The organism is Pikeienuella sp., assembly GCF_046290545.1.
Taxonomy (GTDB): Bacteria; Pseudomonadota; Alphaproteobacteria; order Rhodobacterales; family Rhodobacteraceae; genus Pikeienuella.
In genome coordinates this window covers 105,988-122,686 of sequence record NZ_JBKAGV010000010.1, presented here as the reverse complement: position 1 = coordinate 122,686, position 16,699 = coordinate 105,988, and the positions used below count along the sequence as shown (strand labels likewise).

The following is a 16,699-nucleotide window of genomic DNA, read 5'->3' as shown; positions in this document are numbered from 1 at the left end:
GGACGGAGCGAATGACGGGTTTCTCGGCGATGGCGCGGCGGATTGCGGCGGGCGTTCTGGCGCTCTTCCTCCTCGCGCCCGGCGCAGGGGCGCAGACCGCCTTCGCCCCCGCCGTCGTCGTCAACGACGACATCATCACATGGTATGACATTGAGCAGCGGGCGCGGCTCCTGCAGGTCAACGGCGCGGAGGGCGGGCCACGGCTCAACGCCGCCGCGCTCGAACAGCTGATCGACGACCGGCTGCGCCTGCAGGCCGGGGAGCGGTTCAATCTCTCCGCCTCGCCGCAGGAAGTCGAGTCCGGGCGCGCGGAATTCGCCGGCCGGATCGGGGTGGACCAGTCGACGCTCACGCAGCGCATGTCGTCCCTCGATGTCGCGCCCGGGGCGCTCGACAGTTTTGTCGAGTCGCAGATCGTCTGGCGCAAGCTGGTGAACGGCCGCTTCGCGAACCGCGCGACGCCCACCGAGGTTGAGCTCGATCAGGAGATCGCCATCGCAGCCTCGGGGACGACGCGCTCCTTCCGGCTCAGCGAACTCGCCATCCCCTCCGGCCCCGGTCAGGAGGCGGCGGCGCGCGGGGAGGTCGAACGTGTGCTCGATGCGCTCTCCCGCGGGCAGGATTTCGCCGCGCTCGCCCGCCGCTTCTCCCGCGCGCCCTCGGCGGCGAATGGCGGCGATGTCGGCTGGGTGCCGGAGACGGTGCTGCCGCCGGGCCTCGCCGAGATCATCGCGGCCACGCCTCCGGGCGGGGTGACGCAGCCGATCGAGACGCCGGGCGCGATTTCGCTCTACCGCGTCGAGGACACGCGCTCCGAGACGCCTCCTTGGGCGCGCGAAACCGAGATGTCCCTGCGCCGGGTTATGGTGCCCATCGGCGAGGGCGGAGAAGACGCCGCGCGCGCGCAGGCGGAAGAGATCCGAGCGCAAACCCAGGGCTGCGGAGACATAGGCGGGCCGGCGGCGGAGGCGGTGGTCGAGCCGATCGACGCCAAGCTTGTCAGCACGCTGCCCGGGCCGGTTCGGGATGTGGTGCGGCTTCTCCAGTCCGGTCAGGCCTCCCGGCCTGTGACATCGGAATCGAGCGTCGACATCTTCGTCGTCTGCTCCCGCACCGGCGGGGTGGACGACGCGACGCGGGCGCAGCTGCGTGAGCAGATCCGGGATCAGCGGCTCGCCCGCCTCGCGGAGGGCTATCTGCAGGAGCTTCGCCGCGAGGCCGTGATCGAGCGGCGCTGAATGCGCCCCCTCGCCGTGACGATGGGCGACCCCGCCGGGATCGGCGGGGAGATCGTGGTCGCCGCCTGGAGATCGTGCGCGGTGACCGCGCCCTTCTTCTGCATCGACGACCCCGCAAGGCTCGAAGCGCTCGGCGCCCGCGTCGCGGTCATCGCCGAACCTGAAGAAGCGGAGGGCGCGGAGGGCGCCTTGCCCGTTCTGCCCGAACCCCTGCCGTTCCTGGCCCGGCCCGGCGAGCCCGCGCCGGAGCACGCCGCCCCGGCGATACGCTCAATCGAGCGCGCGGTCGGTTTCGCGCTCTCGGGCCGGGCGGCCGCCGTCGTCACCGCCCCAGTCAACAAGCGGGCGCTGCAGGAAGGGGCGGGTTTCGCACATCCCGGCCATACCGAATTCCTCGCCGCGCTGACCGGCGCGAAGCGGCCCGTAATGATGCTGACGGCGCCGGGTCTTCGCGTCGTCCCCGTCACGATCCACATTCCGCTTCGGGAGGCGCCGCGCCAACTCACCGCCGCGCTGATCGAGGAGACGGGCATGGTGCTGGCCGAAGCCTTGATCCGCGATTTCGGCGCGGCGGCGCCGCGCATCGCCGTCGCCGGGCTCAACCCCCATGCCGGGGAAGGCGGCGCGATGGGGCGGGAGGACATGGAGATCGTCGCCCCCGCGATCGCCGCGCTCCGCGCCCGCGGAATCGACGCCTTCGGGCCGCTGCCGGCGGACACGATGTTCCACCCGGCGGCGCGTGCGCGGTACGACGCCGCGCTCTGCATGTATCACGATCAGGCGCTGATCCCGGTGAAGATGCTCGACTTCGCGCGGGGCGTGAACGTGACGCTCGGCCTTCCCATCGTCCGCACCTCGCCCGATCACGGCGTCGCCTACGACATCGCGGGCAAGGGACTGGCCGATCCGACAAGCATGATCGAATCGCTGAACCTCGCCGCGGCGATGGCCGCCGGCCGGGCCGGCGTGTGAGCGGGCCGCCGGACGGCCTGCCGCCGCTCCGCGAGGTGATCGCGGCGCACGGGCTCGGCGCGAAGAAGGCGCTGGGGCAGAACTTCCTCCTCGACCTCAACCTCACCGGAAAGATCGCCCGCGCCGCCGCGCCCCTGGAAGAGACGGAAGTGCTGGAGATCGGCCCGGGCCCGGGCGGCCTGACGCGCGCCCTGCTCCTTGCTGGCGCAAAGCGCGTCGTCGCGGTGGAGCGGGATGCGCGCTGCCTTCCGGCGCTGGAGGAGATTGCGGCGCGCTGGCCCGGGAGGCTTACCGTAATCGAAGGCGACGCGATGGAGATCGACCCGCGGCCGCTGCTGAACGGGCCGGCCCAGATCGTCGCCAACCTGCCCTACAACATCGGCACCGCGCTCTTCGCCGGATGGATGGAGGCGGAATGGCCGCCCTTCTGGTCCCGCCTCACGCTCATGTTCCAGCGCGAGGTGGCTGAGCGCATTGTCGCAGCGCCCGGCTCAGGCGCCTATGGCCGGCTCGCCGTCCTTGCGCAGTGGCGGGCGAAGCCGCGCATCCTTTTCGAAGTGCCGCCGCAGGCCTTCACGCCGCCTCCCAAGGTAACGTCGGCCATTGTCTCCGTCACGCCGGCGGAGCCGGTCGCCCCGGCGGAGCTCGCCGCTCTCTCTCGGGTCACGGCGGCGGCCTTCGGCCAGCGGCGGAAGATGCTGCGCCAGAGCCTCCGCCCCCTCGGAGGGGCGGAGCGGATGCTTGAGGCGGCGGGGATCGACGGCGCGCGGCGAGCCGAGACGCTGACGATTCCGGAATTCTGCGCGCTGGCACGCGCGCTCTGATTATTCGGCGGCTTCCGGCGCCTCGGCCTCGGGCTTCACCGGCTTGGCGCGCGGTTTCCGCGGTCTCCGTTCCGCCGGTTTGGCGCGGCTCTCCGGCGTCTCCACGATCTCCGGCCCGGCGTCCAGCGCGCCGAGCGCGTCCGGCACGGGCGCGGCGGCGGTGATGAAGGCGGGAAGCTCCGGCTGCGCCTCCGGCTCCGGAGCGCGCTGTGCGGCCGTCGCGGACTCGGGCGACGGCTGGGTCTGCTCCGCGGCGCTCTCGACCGCGGCGCGCGGGCGGCGCTCCTGCCGTCGGGGTTCGTCGCGCCTCGGTTCATCCCGGCGGGGTTCTTCCTGCCGAGGTTCCTCACGGCGATGCTCATCTCTCCGGGGCTCCTCGCGGCGCTGATCTTCGCGGCGCGGGCCCTCGCGGCGGAACTCCTCTCCGCGCGGCTGAGGCTGAGGTTGCTCGGCGACGTCGCGCGGGTCGCGCCCGAAGCGCGGATCGTCCTCGTCCTCGCGTTCGTTGTCACGGTCGAAGCCCGGCTGCTGCTGCCCGTGCCGCTCCCCCTGCGCCTCCTGCACGGAGATCAGGATGCGAGCGTAGTGCTCGGCGTGCTGCAGGAAGTTCTCCGCGGTCACCCGGTCGCCCGAAAGCTGCGCGTCCCGCGCCAACGCCTGATACTTGTCGATGATCTGTTGCGGCGTGCCGCGCACCTTGCCCTCGGGCCCGGCGCTTTCATAGACCCGGTTGGGCGAATGGCTGAAACCGCCGCCGCCTCCGCCGCCCTTGTTGCGGTTCTTGTTCCCGCGTGAGCGGCCAGATTTCTGCTGAGGTCTCATAGGTTCGTCTCGGTCGGTTAAGCGCCGTTCCGGTCGCAGCCCTTCGGGGCCGATACCGTCGATCCGGACACGGCCTTGCCGCCGGATCGCCCTTTGCTGTGTGGGTCTCTCTCGTCCGCCCATACGTGCGGCCCCCGCCGCACCGGACAATGCAAAGTAACCCGCCGCGGCGGCCGCCACAAGCGCAAAAGGACTCAGGCCTTGCGCCGCCATTCAAGGCAGCGGTCCCGCCCGTCCATGTCGCGGTGGAGGATCGGTTGGGGCCAGCCGAAGGCCGCGAAGATCGCGGAGACAGGCGCGGCGTGGTCCGGCCCGATCTCGAAGAAGGCGCGGCCGCGGCGGCGGAGGAAGGCGGCGAGATCGGGCGCGATGCGGCGATAGGGGTCGAGCCCGTCGCCCCCCGGCGTGAGGGCGAGCCGTGGCTCATGGTCCCGCACTTCGGGCGCCAGCGCCTCCACCTCCGCCTCGGCGATGTAGGGCGGATTGCAGAGGATGAGGTCGAACCCTTCCTCCAGCCCGTCCAGCCAGTCCCCGATCCGGAGCGCGGCGCGGTGCGCCAGTCCGTGCTGCGCGAGATTGCGCGCCGCAACGGCGAGCGCGGCGCGGCTTGCGTCGATCCCGAGGCCGGTCGCCTCCGGCCGCTCCGAGAGGATCGTGGCGAGGAGGGCGCCCGAGCCCACCCCGAGGTCCAGCACCTTTCCCGGCGACGCGGCGCCTTCCGGTTCGGCAAGAGCCGCCGCGATCATCGTCTCGGATTCAGGCCGCGGGTCCAGCACGTCCTTCGTCACCTCGAACCAACGGCCCCAGAATTCGCGACCGCCGACGATGTGGGAGAGCGGCGCCCGCCCCGCCCGCTTCGCCAGCGCCCCGTCATAACGCAGTCGCGCCTCGATCGGCGCTGGCTCATCGCCGCGTGCGGCGAGCGCGGCGCCTTCCAGCCCGCCCGCCCAGCGGAGGAGACGCTCCGCATCCCGCGCCGCGCCCTCGATCCCGGCCGCGGCGAGGAGCGCAGCGCCGCGGCGGCGCGCCTCGTCCCAGCTCTCGCTCACGGCTCCATCGCCGCGAGCCGCGCGGCCTCGTCCGCCTCCGTCAGCGCGGCGACCACCTCTTCGAGATCTCCCGCCATGATCTCCGGCAGGCGATAGAGGGTGAGGCCGATGCGATGGTCAGTCACTCGCCCCTGCGGAAAGTTGTAGGTGCGGATGCGCTCCGACCTGTCGCCGGAGCCGACCTGCCCCTTCCGGTCCGCCGCGCGGGCCGCATCCGCCGCGCGGCGCTTCTCGTCGAAGAGCCGAGCACGGAGAATCTCCATCGCCCGCGCACGATTCTGGTGCTGCGACTTCTCCGAGGCGGTGACGACGATCCCGGTAGGCAGATGCGTGATGCGCACGGCGGAATCGGTTGTGTTCACATGCTGACCGCCGGCGCCCGAGGCGCGCATCGTGTCGATCCGGATGTCGCCCTCAGCGATCTCGACATCGATCGCCTCCGCCTCCGGCAGGACGGCGACGGTGGCGGCGGAGGTGTGGATGCGCCCGCCCGATTCCGTCTCCGGCACGCGCTGCACTCGGTGAACCCCGCTCTCGAATTTCAGGGCCGCGAAGGCTCCTTGCCCCCGGATCGCCGCGACAAGCTCCTTCAGCCCGCCAAGCTCGGTCTCCGCCTGCTCGACGACCTCCGCCGCCCAGCCCCGCCGCTCCGCGAAGCGGGCGTACATGCGCCAGAGCGCGGCGGCGAAGAGCGCGGCCTCCTCCCCTCCGGTTCCGGGCCGAATCTCGAGGATGGCGGGGCGGGAATCGGCGGCGTCGCGCGGTATCAGCGCGCGGCGCATCGCCGCTTCCAGCGCGGGGCGGGAGGCTTCGAGCGCGGCAATCTCCTCCCGCGCCAGCGGAGCCATTTCCGGATCGGCCAGCATCGCCTCGGCCGCTGCGATCTCCTCGTCGAGGCGGAGGAAGGCGGCGGCCTGATCCGCTGCGGGCTTAAGCTCCGCATATTCGCGCGAAAGGCTCGCCATCTCCTCCGGCGCGAGGGCGGAGGAGAGCTTCGCCTCGAGGAAGCCGAGGCGACGCACAAGCTGATCGACCTTGTCGCGCTGGATCATGCGCCCTCTTCGCGCCGGCATGAGGGCGGGTCAAGGGCGGGCTGTTGTAGGCGGATGCGGCTGTGTTATCCTGCTTCGATGGGACGGATCGCGATCGCACTCATCCTTCTGGCCGGCTCCGCGGCGGCGGACCCGATCTTCCAGCGCCCGCCGGCGGCGAAGGGCTATTCCTATCCCGAATGCTACTGCACCAACCGGGGCGAGCGGGTGGAGATGGGCGAGCTGGCCTGCATCCGGATCGGCTCGAACGCCTTCACCGCGCGCTGCGGCATGTCGCAGAACAGCCCGACATGGCGCAAGGTCGAGGATGGATGCCCGCCTGCCGGCGAGATCTCCCTCGCGCCCCCCGGCCTCCTCGAAGGCTCAGAGGCGCGAAAGCCAGGCTGAGACCCGCGCGGCGTTGACGCCGAGGTCGTCGAGCCCGAAGCGCGAGCGCGAATGGATGAAGAGCGCGGCGCCCCCGCCTTCCGCAGGAGCAGCCTTGACCGAGACATAGTCCGGATAGGCCATCAACCGCGTCCGCGCGACGAATGTCAGGAACCCGCCTTCATCCGACAGCAGCGCAACCCTCGGCTCCGAGAGCGCGACGTCGCGGAACCGGGCGAGGAGCGACTCTGGCGTCTCCGCATAGACTGGCGAGGCGATGTCAGCCCCCTGCCCACCCGGCTTCACGATGAAGTCGTTCTTCAGATCGCGTTCGACCGCCGTCTCAGGGTCCTGATGCCAGCGGGCGGGGTCATCCGGCGCGATCCGGACCCACAGCGCGAAAGCGACAAAGGCGGCGACAAGCGAAACCAGGATCCAGGTCAGCACGCGCCTCACTCCGCCGCCTCCATCGGGCGCACGGCTCCGGCTTCGATCTCCGCCGCCCGCTTCTCGACGAGGTCGACGATGTGGTCGATCATCCGGGCATTGTCCATCTTGTGGTCCTGCTTTCCGGCCAGATAGACCATGCCGGAGCCGGCCCCGCCGCCGGTGAAGCCCACATCGGTCATCAGCGCCTCGCCCGGCCCGTTCACCACACAGCCGATGATCGAGAGGCTCATCGGCGTCTTGATGTGTTCGAGCCGCTTCTCCAGCGCCGCGACGGTCTTGATCACGTCGAAGCCCTGACGCGCGCAGGACGGGCAGGAGATGATGTTGACGCCGCGATGGCGCAGGCCGAGCGCCTTCAGGATCTCGAAGCCGATCTTCACCTCCTCCACCGGATCGGCGGATAGCGAGACGCGGATCGTGTCGCCGATCCCCATCCAGAGGAGGAAGCCGAGGCCGATGGCGGATTTCACCGAGCCGGAGACGAACCCGCCCGCCTCCGTGATGCCGAGATGGATCGGCGCGTCCGTCGCCTCCGCGAGGCCCTGATAGGCGGCGGCGGCGAGGAAGACGTCGGAAGCCTTCACGCTGATCTTGAATTCATGGAAGTCGTTGTCTTCAAGGATGCGGATATGGTCGAGCCCGCTCTCGATCATCGCCTCCGGGCAGGGCTCGCCATACTTTTCGAGCAGATGCTTCTCGAGGCTGCCGGCGTTGACGCCGATGCGGATGGAACAGCCATGATCCTTCGCCGCACGGATCACCTCGCGCACCCGCTCCGCCGAACCAATATTGCCGGGATTGATCCGGAGGCAGGCCGCGCCCGCTTCCGCCGCCTCGATCGCGCGGCGATAGTGGAAGTGGATGTCGGCGACGATCGGGACAGGGCTTTCGCGCACGATCTCCCGCAGCGCGGCCGTCGATCCCTCGTCCGGGCAGGAGACGCGCACGATGTCCGCCCCCGCCTCCGTGCAGGCGAGGATCTGCGCTATGGTCGCCTTCGCATCAGTCGTCAGCGTGTTTGTCATGGTCTGGACGGAGATCGGCGCCCCGCCCCCGACCTCGACGGAGCCGACGCGAATCCGGCGGGAGGGGCGGCGCGCGATGTCGCGCCACGGGCGAATGCTCATCGGAGGCTCCGATCCTGTTTCGCCGTCAGAGATATTGTCCGGCGCGCGCGATGTCCACCGCGGCGGGCGCGGTCACTCGGAGCGGAGCGCCATTGCGCCGGGCGAGCCTTCCGCAGCCTCCTCCACAGTCGCCGCCGCGCGGAGCGGCGAGGCGGCGACGTGCGGCGCGAGGGGAAAGGCCGCGCGAACGGCGTCCGGAAGCAGGTTCACCCGCCGCGCGACGTCGGGGCCCGAGCCGAGCGGCCCGAAGGCCGCGCCATCGACGAGTATGTAGACGGCGCCGGCATTCCCCGCGCGCAATTCGGGTTCCTCCGCGCCCTCGGGAAGGCTGAACCGCTCGCCCGGCCCGAGAATGCCGGTGAAGAGCGTGCGGCGCTCCCCGTCGCGCACCCGGATCCAGGCGTCCTCAAGGGCGAGCACGTCCACGCCCCCTGCAGGCGGAGCACTCTGATCCATCAGGAGCAGCGGCTCTTCCTCGTCCCCGACCGCGGAGACCGGCGCTCCGGCAGCAGGTTCGGCGGAAGCGACCGTGGCGGCGATCGCCGAAGGCGCGGCGGCAAGCGCAGGCTCCGCCTCCGGGAGGGCGAACACGCCGGCGCGGCGCGGATCGATGGAGGAGATCGGACCGTCTCGCGGGGTGGGGGCGGGAGGCGGCGGGGCCTCCTGCGCCGCGTAGATCGCCGCGAGGCTCACCCTGGGAGCCGTATCCTGCGCGGAGGACGGCGCTCCGGCGAAGCCTCCCTCCGCCGGATTCGGCAATTCAGGCGCAGCCACAAGCACCTCGGGCGCCGTCGGCAGAGGCGCGAAGCCGAGTCGCTGCAGGTCCTGAAGCAGGGTCCATCCGCCGTAGCCGAGACCGATGACGAGCGCCCCGAGCGCCGCCACCGAGCCGAGCCCGCGAAGGCCGACTGCGAAGGCGCGGCGCTCCTGCGCCCGGTTCGCTGCGAGGAAGCGGGTCGAGATGGCCGCCGCGGCTGGCTTGCCGACCTGCGCCGGAGCCGACGCAACCTGCGGGCGAGTGGTGGACAGCACCTCGCGGGGGTCCACGCTCTGGGTCGGCGCGACGCCGGCGAACCCGGATTCCTCCCGGAAGCGGCGGTAGACGTCATCCTCATCGAGGCCGAGATAGCGGGCGTAGGCGCGAACATACCCCGCTGCGAAGCCGGCGAAGGGAAAGGCGGAGGCGTCCGCATCTTCGATCGCCGCGAGATAGTCAGCGCGGATGCGAAGGTCGCGCTGAACGTCAAGAAGCGACTTGCCGAGCGAGGCGCGCTCCCCGCGCAACTCGTCACCTAGCTTCAACTCATACGAATCGAAGCCGCGCAACTCGGGATGATGCTCGCTCCCCATTCCCGATTCCGACGCCTTTCCATAGCCAAGCGTGCATTAGGGCGAACGCCGCTCCCCCGCAAGCATCCGTTAGTCAAATTAACATGAAACGAACGGAAACCCACCTGCGAAAACCGGCTTCCGCCAACCGTTTCCGCGACGATCATGATACGAGAGCATTAACAGGCGGTAACCAAGGCCGGACTTCGCGCATGGCGCGCATTCGGCCTCGACCGCCGGGGGTGGGGCCGGTTTCGGCGCCCGCCGGGTGATCCGAAAAGCGACGCCTGACGTATTCCCAGAAGAATCACCACGGGCGGAAAATGGACCCAATTGACCTCTATCTCTCCGCACTCGCTCTTGGGCTCGGCGTCTTCGTCGCGCTCTGGCCGGTCAGTCTTGTGCGGCGGGACGCCAGCGTAGTGGACGCGTGGTGGGGCCCCGGCTTCCTCGCGGGTCTGGCGCTCGTCTGGTCGCTTTCTGGCGCGCCGGATCATGCGCGCGCGGTGCTTCTCCTCACGCTCGTCGGGGCCTGGTCGCTTCGCCTCGGCTTCGTCCTGGTGCGCCGGCGACTGGCGGAAGGGGAGGAAGATGCGCGCTATCGCGACATCAGGAAGAGTTGGGGGCTCGCCTTCTGGTGGAAAAGCCTCTTCATCGTCTTCGTTCTCCAGGGCGTGCTCCAGTTCGTCGTCGCGCTCGCCCCGCTCGCCGGCCTGACCGCTGCGCCGTCGCCGCTCGGCTTCTTCGGGATCGCCGGCGCTGGGCTGGCGATCCTGGGTCTCGCGCTCGAAACACAGGCTGACCGGGAACTCGATCGTTTCAAGGCGACCGCGAAGCCGGGCGCGCTCATGACGACCGGTCTCCGCGCGCACGTGCGACATCCGAACTACGCCGGGGAGATAGCCTTTTGGTGGGGGATTTGGCTTGTCGCTGCGGAAGCGGGGGCGTTTTGGACCATTCTTTCCCCGCTCCTGCTGACCTTCCTGCTGGTCAAGATCTCAGGCGCGGCGATGACCGGGGACCATCTACGCCGCTCGAAGCCGGGCTATGCCGAATGGGCGGCGCGGACGCCCGCCTTCCTGCCGCGTCTCAGCAGGAACGCGCGCATGCCCGCCGAATGACAGCCGCGCGCTGCCGTCACGTCTTTCGAATCACAATCACGTCGGCGCCCATGCCGCGCGATCGAATGTGTTCGCCATATTCTCGGCTGACGAGTTCGAGCTTGCCCGCCTCCTCAAGCGCCTTGAGCCGAACCTCGTGGGCTCCGTCGGCTATGGTGAAGTCATTGAGCGAGAAACACATCAACCCGCCGGGCGCAAGAAGGCGCAGGCACTGGTCGAGCGCTTCGGGCGGCGCAAGGCCGGGCGCCAGGACGCCGACGGCGACAATCGCCGCATAGGCGCCGGCCGGCGCTGTCAGCGGCCCGTCCGGCTCGATCTGGCGGAGCACGCGATAGGCGTCCCGCGCCTCGGCCCGGCGGATCATCTCTGCGGACGGGTCCCATCCGTCGATCACAGTAAAGCCTTCCGCCCGGAGCGCGACGCCCGACAGCCCGGTGCCGCAGCCAAGGTCAAGCACAGGGCGACCGCGCTCTTCGGTTGCGGCGGCAAGTGAGAGCGCACAACGCCGTGGCGTCACATAGCCGTTTTCGGCCAGTTCCTCGTCGTAGGAATCCGCCCAAGCGTCATAGAAGCGCTCCGCTTCAAGGCCGGGTCCATGTCTGTAGGCATCGTCAAGAAACTTCTTGACCATCACACCCCCGAACGCCCCCGGAGGATAATCCCCTCAGGCCTCTACGCTGTCAATTCGCAAAGACACAATTCCACCGCTTGAAGGCCTCTTTCGCCCTTGTGGTGTAAAGACTTTTCCGGCTCGCCTTGCCGCGGCGCCCGCCCGGCGCGGCCTCGGGCGGCGGGAAGAGGCCGAAGTTGACATTCATCGGCTGGAACGTCTCCGCCTCCGCCCCCCCGGTGATATGGGCGAGGAGCGCGCCGTGGGCCGTTTCGGGAGGCGGCGGCGGCAAGGTCCGGCCAAGCCGCTCCGCCGCGGCGAGCCGGCCGGCGAGCCCACCCATCGCCGCGCTCTCGACATAACCCTCGACGCCGGTGATCTGCCCGGCGAAGCGCAGCCGCGGCGCCGCGCGGAGCCGCATTTCGCCGTCGAGCACGCGCGGCGAGTTCAGGAACGTGTTCCGGTGGATGCCGCCAAGCCTGGCGAACCGCGCCCCCTCCAGCCCGGGAATGAGCGCAAGCGCATCGGCTTGCGCCGCGTACTTCATCTTCGTCTGGAAGCCGACGATGTTGAAGAGCGTGCCGAGCGCATTGTCCCGCCGCAATTGGACGACCGCATGGGCCTTGACCCCCGGCGCATGCGGATTGGTCAGCCCAACGGGCTTCATCGGACCATGCCGCAGCGTTTCCCGCCCCCGCGCGGCCATGACCTCGATGGGGAGACATCCCTCGAAATAGGGCGTGTCCTTCTCCCATTCGCGAAACTCGGAGACGGGCGCGGCGAGCAGGGCGTCGATGAAGCGGTCGTATTCCTCCCGGTTCATCGGGCAGTTGAGATAGGCAGTCCGCTCAGCCTCGCTCTCACCCTTGTCGTATCGGGACTGGAACCAGGCCTTCTCCATGTTCACGCTGTCGGCGTAGACGATGGGTGCGATGGCGTCGAAGAAGGCGAGGCTTTCCTCCCCTGTCAGCGAGCGGATCGCCTCAGCCAGCGCCGGCGAGGTGAGCGGGCCGGTGGCGACGATGACGGACGACCAGTCCTCCGGCGGCAGGCCTGCGACCTCGCCGCGCTCGACCTGGATGAGCGGATGCGCCCCGATCCGCACCGTGACCTCGGCGGAGAACCGGTCCCTGTCGACGGCCAGCGCGCCGCCGGCTGGCAGCTTCGCCTCCGCCGCCGCGGCCATGACGAGCGATCCTGCGGCGCGCATCTCCCAGTGCAGGAGGCCGACCGCGTTCGATTCGTCGTCGTCCGAGCGGAAGGAATTGGAGCAGACGAGCTCGGCCAGCCCTTCCGTCCGGTGCGCCTCGGTCCCGCGAAGGGGGCGCATTTCGTGCAGAATGACGGGCACGCCCGCCTCCGCCGCCGCCCAGGCGGCCTCGGAGCCCGCCATGCCGCCGCCGATGATGTGGATCGGCTCCATGCCGCCCTCCTTAACGCTCTCTTCGCGAGAGGACATGTAGCCTTCCATCGACGCCCGCGCGAGGGCGCCGTCGCGCCATGAGGCCGCCGCATTGCGAGGGCAAGCGTCGTCCGAGGAACGAGGGAGGACGGGATGCGAGGCAGGGCGGGCTGGACTCTGATCGCGCTATTCTGCGTCGCGGCGGCGGCAAGCGCGCTCTGGAGCGCTGTCGCCGGCGGGCCGGAGGCGGAGCGGCTGGCGCGTGAAGGCGGCGCGGCCTTCCTCCTCTCCCGCATTCTCCCCGGCGCCTGAACCTGCGCAGTCAGGTCTTGCGGATCATGCAGGTCACACCTGCGCGGCGGATGCGGAGGCAGAGCTTCTGCGCCTCGGACCGCGTCTCGGCCCCGAGAATCGCGAGGTAGCGCGGGCCCGCGCTTTTCCGCGGCGCCCGGATCACCGTCATCTCCGCCGCGTCGATGACCCCGCGGGCTGCGCGGCGCGCCCGGTCGAAGGCGATATGCGCCGCCCGCGCGTTCCGCCCTCCGGCGACGACGACGCCCCAGGGCGGGCGCGGCGCGGCGCGCGTCTCCATCACGGGCAGCTTCGCGCAGTCCGCCTCGAACGGGCCGGGGCCGAGCGGCCGGGGGCCGACCTCGGCCCCCTTGCGGAGGAAATAGGCGGCGGGCTGGCCGGTTATGGAGAGAACGTAATCCTGGGTCTCCGCCGGCAGCCCGCCCCGCCCCGTCCGCCAGCGCGCCACCCGATCCGGGCCGCCATTATAGGCCGCGGCGGCGAGGCCCCAGTTACCGAAGGCGGCGCGGAGATCGGCGAGGAAATCCGCCGAGGCGCGAATTGCCTGCTCCGGGTCGAACGGGTCCGCCAGACCGCGTTCCTTCGCCGTATAGGGCATGAACTGCGCCACGCCCTGCGCGCCGACGGGGGAGACGGCCTCGATGTCGAACCGGCTCTCCTTCCAGATCAGGCGCGCGAAATAGTCCTTCGGCAGCCCCCGCCGCTCCGCGTTGATGGCGATCAGAGCGCAGAGGCCGGCGGGGGAGGCCGGGTCATGTCGGACGGGCCATGAGGGTTCCTCGACGCCGGTATAGGCTTGGGCCGAGGAGGCGAGGAGGGCGAGGGCGAGGCCGGCCGCCCTCACGCCGGCCTCCGCTGAAGAAGGTCCCACCGGTTGCCGCAGAGATCCCGGAACACGGCGACGCGGCCATAGGGCTCGTCCCGCGGCGCCTCCTCGAACTCGCCCCCGGCAGCGCGCATCCGGGTATGATCCGCAGCGAAATCGTCTGTCTCGAGGAAGAAGGCGACGCGACCTCCGGCCGCCCCGCCTCTCGCCGCGCGCTGATCCTCGTTCGCGGCCTCGGCGAGCAGGATGTCGGCGCCGCCGCTGGGCGGGCTCATGACGACCCAACGGCCGCCACTGGGGCGCGGCGAATCCTCCTTCAGCGTGAAGCCGAGCGCGCGGGAGAACCATAGGATGGCCGGGTCATAAGCCTCGACGACGATCGCGACGAGAGCGAGGCGCCCGCTCACCCCTCGGCCTCCTCCCCGCCCTGCTCCGCGATCCGCGCGACGGAGACGACGCGCTCGCCCGCCGCCGCATTCAGCACCTTCACGCCCCCCGCGTTGCGGGAGCGGAAGGAGATGCCGGAGACGGGGCAGCGGATGGACTGGCCGCCATCCGTGACCGCCATGATCTGGTCGTCGATCTCGACCGGGAAGGAGGCGACGACAGGCCCGCCGCGCATCGCCCGGTCCATCGCGAAGACGCCCTGCCCGCCCCGGCCCCGAAGGGGATAGTCATGGCTCGAGGAAAGCTTGCCCTGCCCGCGCTCGGTCAGCGTGAGGATAAGATTCTCCGCCGCGGACATCTCGGCGTAGCGCTCGGGCGAGAGGGCGACGACGGCCACCGCCTCCTCCTCGGGCTCGGCCTCCTCCTCCACGCCCTCGGCCTGCCCCGCCACCGCGCGGCGCATCTTGAGATAGGCCGCGCGCTCTTCCGGCGTCGCCTCGAAATGGCGGATGATCGACATCGAGACCACCCTGTCCCCCTCCGCCAGCCGAACGCCGCGAACGCCGGTGGAGCCGCGCCCCTCGAACACCCGCACATCCATGGTGGAGAAGCGGATCGCCTTGCCCGCCGCCGTCACCAGCATCACGTCATCCTCCTCGGAGGAGATGCGGGCGTTCACCAGCGTGTCGTCGGCGTCCTCGCCCTCGAACTTCATCGCGATCTTGCCGTTCCGCATGACGTTGGTGAAGTCGGAGAGCCGGTTGCGCCGGACCCCGCCCTTCGCCGTGGCGAAGGTGATCTGGAGATCGGCCCAGTCCTCCTCCGGCCGGTCCACCGGCATCAGCGCGGCGATGGAGATTCCCGCCGTCACGGGCAGGACGTTGACGATGGCCTTGCCGCGGCTCGCCCGCCCGCCAAGCGGGAGCTGCCATGTCTTGAGCTTGTAGCAGATGCCGTCCGTCGTGAAAAAGAGGATCGGCGTGTGCGTGTTGGCGACGAAGAGCGTGGTGACGAAATCGTCGTCCTTCGTGGACATTCCCGAAAGCCCCTTGCCGCCCCGCGCCTGCGCCCGGTACTCGGCCAGAGGCGTGCGCTTCAGATAGCCGCCGTGGGTGACGGTGACGACCATCTCTTCCCGCTCGATCAGGTCCTCGTCGTCCACGTCGCCGTCGAACTCGACGATCTCGGACCGGCGGGGCGTCGCGAAGGCCGCCTTCACGGCGGAGAGCTCCTCCGAGATTATCGCCATGATCCGCTCGCGCGAGCGGAGGATGGCGAGATAATCCACGATCCGCGCGGCGAGAGACTCGAGCTCGTCCGTCACCTCCTTCACGCCGAGCGCCGTGAGCCGCTGGAGCCGGAGCTCCAGGATCGCGCGCGCCTGCGCATCGGAGAGGTTATAGGTCCCGTCCTCGTTCATCGGATGGGCCGGGTCGTCGATGAGGCGGAGATAGTCGGCGATCTGCGCCGCCGGCCAGCGCCGCTCCATCAGGCTGCGCCGCGCCTCCGCAGCATCCGCCGAGGCGCGGATCGTGCGCACCACCTCGTCCACGTTCTCCACCGCGACGGCGAGGCCGCAGAGAAGATGCGCCCTCTCCCGCGCCTTCCGGAGTTCAAAGGCCGTGCGCCGCGTCACCACCTCCTCGCGGAAGGCGATGAAGGAGGAGAGGATCCGCCGGAGGTCCATCTGCTCCGGCCGGCCGCCGTTCAGCGCCAGCATGTTGCAGGGGAAGCTCTGCTGGAGGGGCGTGAAGCGGAAGAGCTGGTTCAGCACCACGTCCGGCGTCGCGTCCCGCTTCAGTTCGATGACGACGCGGACGCCCTGCCGGTCGCTCTCGTCCTGCACGTGGTGGAGCCCGTCGATCTTCTTCTCGCGCACGAGTTCCGCGATCTTCTCGATCATAGTGGACTTGTTCACCTGATAGGGAACCTCGTCCACGATGATGGCGAAGCGGTCCTTCCGGATCTCCTCGATATGCGTCTTCGCGCGCATGATCACGGAGCCGCGGCCCTCGTGATAGGCCTTCCGCGCGCCCGAACGCCCGAGGATCAGCGCGCCGGTCGGGAAATCCGGCGCCGGGATGTGCTGCATGAGGTCATGGACCGTCAGGTCCGGCTCGGCGATCAGCGCCAGCGTCGCGTCGATCACCTCGCCGAGATTGTGCGGCGGGATATTCGTCGCCATGCCGACGGCGATGCCGCCCGCGCCGTTGACAAGGATGTTGGGGAACCGGGCGGGAAGCACGGTCGGCTCCCGGTCCTTCCCGTCGTAATTGTCCTGGAAATCGACCGTCTCCTTGTCGATGTCCTCGAGGAGCGCGCCGGCGGATTTCGCCATCCGCACCTCGGTGTAGCGCATCGCCGCCGGCGCATCGCCGTCCATCGAGCCGAAATTGCCCTGCCCGTCGAGGAGCGGCAGGCGCATGGAGAAGGTCTGCGCCATCCGCACGAGCGCGTCATAGATCGCGCTGTCGCCATGCGGATGGTACTTGCCCATCACGTCGCCGACGGGCCGGGCGGACTTCCGGTAGGGCTTGTCGAAGGTGTTTCCCGTCTCGCTCATCGCATAGAGGATGCGCCGGTGGACGGGCTTCAGACCGTCCCGCACATCCGGAATTGCGCGGGAGACGATGACGGACATCGCATAGTCGAGATAGGACCGCCGCATCTCGTCCTCGATCGAGATCGTCGGGCCGGAATGGGAGGGTCTTGCCGGGCCGGCCTCTTCGGGGCCGTCCTGTGTCTCGTCGTCGCTCAAGGGGATGTCCTGCTTCGCCAGCCGAAAGGGTGAGAAAGGTATATTACGCGGGGG

General features: G+C 70.0%; 17 protein-coding genes. 6 read left to right on the top strand and 11 right to left on the bottom strand.

Annotation, left to right across the window (positions count from 1 at the left end; translation table 11 throughout):
• The first annotated feature begins 11 nt into the window (after positions 1-11).
• From ACE37J_RS08900 to rsmA, 3 genes are read left to right on the top strand one after another with little or no spacing between them, the layout of a single operon-like run.
• Positions 12-1,238 carry a peptidylprolyl isomerase gene (locus tag ACE37J_RS08900; RefSeq protein WP_409710280.1) on the top strand — a complete coding sequence of 409 codons (1,227 nt, stop codon included), beginning with the start codon at positions 12-14 and terminating at the stop codon, positions 1,236-1,238.
• Entirely contained in the window at positions 1,239-2,210 is a 972-nt protein-coding gene (gene pdxA / locus ACE37J_RS08895) for a 4-hydroxythreonine-4-phosphate dehydrogenase PdxA (RefSeq protein WP_409710277.1), read from the top strand.
• Positions 2,207-3,034 carry a 16S rRNA (adenine(1518)-N(6)/adenine(1519)-N(6))-dimethyltransferase RsmA gene (gene rsmA / locus ACE37J_RS08890; protein ID WP_409710274.1) on the top strand — a complete coding sequence of 276 codons (828 nt, stop codon included), beginning with the start codon at positions 2,207-2,209 and terminating at the stop codon, positions 3,032-3,034. Before pdxA ends, rsmA begins: the two co-directional genes overlap by 4 nt.
• Here the strand turns inward: rsmA and ACE37J_RS08885 are convergent, their stop codons facing one another.
• From ACE37J_RS08885 to prfA, 3 genes are read right to left on the bottom strand one after another with little or no spacing between them, the layout of a single operon-like run.
• A complete protein-coding gene (locus ACE37J_RS08885; RefSeq protein ID WP_409710271.1) occupies positions 3,035-4,036 on the bottom strand; it encodes a DUF4167 domain-containing protein in 1,002 nt (333 codons plus the stop codon).
• Positions 4,037-4,050: 14 nt separating this feature from the next.
• On the bottom strand, positions 4,051-4,905 hold the full coding sequence (gene prmC, locus ACE37J_RS08880) for a peptide chain release factor N(5)-glutamine methyltransferase (RefSeq protein WP_409710269.1): 855 nt from the start codon (positions 4,903-4,905) through the stop codon (positions 4,051-4,053).
• Positions 4,902-5,957, bottom strand: coding sequence for a peptide chain release factor 1 (gene prfA, locus ACE37J_RS08875; protein WP_409710266.1), 1,056 nt, complete (start codon positions 5,955-5,957; stop codon positions 4,902-4,904). The genes prmC and prfA overlap by 4 nt, the downstream gene beginning before the upstream one ends.
• A 78-nt stretch (positions 5,958-6,035) precedes the next feature.
• On the opposite strand from prfA, the gene ACE37J_RS08870 reads away from it, so the two are divergent.
• A complete protein-coding gene (locus ACE37J_RS08870; protein WP_409710263.1) occupies positions 6,036-6,344 on the top strand; it encodes a hypothetical protein in 309 nt (102 codons plus the stop codon).
• Here ACE37J_RS08870 and ACE37J_RS08865 read toward each other — a convergent pair.
• The 3 genes from ACE37J_RS08865 to ACE37J_RS08855 all read right to left on the bottom strand — a co-directional run bounded on the left by ACE37J_RS08865 (position 6,321) and on the right by ACE37J_RS08855 (position 9,250).
• Entirely contained in the window at positions 6,321-6,770 is a 450-nt protein-coding gene (locus ACE37J_RS08865; RefSeq protein ID WP_409710260.1) for a DUF1499 domain-containing protein, read from the bottom strand. The genes ACE37J_RS08870 and ACE37J_RS08865 overlap by 24 nt on opposite strands.
• A gap of 5 nt (positions 6,771-6,775) precedes the next feature.
• The gene (gene ispG, locus ACE37J_RS08860) at positions 6,776-7,900 is read right to left on the bottom strand and encodes a flavodoxin-dependent (E)-4-hydroxy-3-methylbut-2-enyl-diphosphate synthase (RefSeq protein WP_409710257.1); all 1,125 of its coding nucleotides are present in this window, start codon (positions 7,898-7,900) and stop codon (positions 6,776-6,778) included.
• 72 nt (positions 7,901-7,972) lie between these two features.
• Positions 7,973-9,250: a helix-turn-helix domain-containing protein gene (locus ACE37J_RS08855; RefSeq protein ID WP_409710254.1), complete on the bottom strand. Its 1,278-nt coding sequence runs from the start codon at positions 9,248-9,250 to the stop codon at positions 7,973-7,975.
• 302 nt (positions 9,251-9,552) lie between these two features.
• Here ACE37J_RS08855 and ACE37J_RS08850 point away from each other — a divergent pair, with 302 nt between their 5' ends.
• On the top strand, positions 9,553-10,350 hold the full coding sequence (locus ACE37J_RS08850) for a DUF1295 domain-containing protein (protein WP_409710251.1): 798 nt from the start codon (positions 9,553-9,555) through the stop codon (positions 10,348-10,350).
• A gap of 16 nt (positions 10,351-10,366) precedes the next feature.
• On the opposite strand, the gene ACE37J_RS08845 is transcribed toward ACE37J_RS08850, so the two are convergent.
• A complete protein-coding gene (locus tag ACE37J_RS08845; RefSeq protein WP_409710249.1) occupies positions 10,367-10,981 on the bottom strand; it encodes a class I SAM-dependent DNA methyltransferase in 615 nt (204 codons plus the stop codon).
• A gap of 49 nt (positions 10,982-11,030) precedes the next feature.
• A complete protein-coding gene (gene trmFO / locus ACE37J_RS08840) occupies positions 11,031-12,419 on the bottom strand; it encodes a methylenetetrahydrofolate--tRNA-(uracil(54)-C(5))-methyltransferase (FADH(2)-oxidizing) TrmFO (RefSeq protein ID WP_409710245.1) in 1,389 nt (462 codons plus the stop codon).
• A gap of 96 nt (positions 12,420-12,515) precedes the next feature.
• On the opposite strand from trmFO, the gene ACE37J_RS08835 reads away from it, so the two are divergent.
• Positions 12,516-12,674, top strand: coding sequence for a hypothetical protein (locus ACE37J_RS08835; RefSeq protein ID WP_409710242.1), 159 nt, complete (start codon positions 12,516-12,518; stop codon positions 12,672-12,674).
• A gap of 10 nt (positions 12,675-12,684) precedes the next feature.
• On the opposite strand, the gene ACE37J_RS08830 is transcribed toward ACE37J_RS08835, so the two are convergent.
• Genes ACE37J_RS08830 through gyrA form a run of 3 tightly spaced genes read right to left on the bottom strand, consistent with a single transcriptional unit; the run spans position 12,685 to position 16,645 of the window.
• On the bottom strand, positions 12,685-13,518 hold the full coding sequence (locus ACE37J_RS08830; RefSeq protein ID WP_409710238.1) for a lytic transglycosylase domain-containing protein: 834 nt from the start codon (positions 13,516-13,518) through the stop codon (positions 12,685-12,687).
• Complete coding sequence (locus tag ACE37J_RS08825) at positions 13,515-13,907, bottom strand: VOC family protein (protein ID WP_409710233.1); 393 nt, start codon at positions 13,905-13,907, stop codon at positions 13,515-13,517. The genes ACE37J_RS08830 and ACE37J_RS08825 overlap by 4 nt, the downstream gene beginning before the upstream one ends.
• The gene (gyrA, locus tag ACE37J_RS08820; RefSeq protein WP_409710230.1) at positions 13,904-16,645 is read right to left on the bottom strand and encodes a DNA gyrase subunit A; all 2,742 of its coding nucleotides are present in this window, start codon (positions 16,643-16,645) and stop codon (positions 13,904-13,906) included. Before gyrA ends, ACE37J_RS08825 begins: the two co-directional genes overlap by 4 nt.
• Positions 16,646-16,699: the final 54 nt, after the last annotated feature.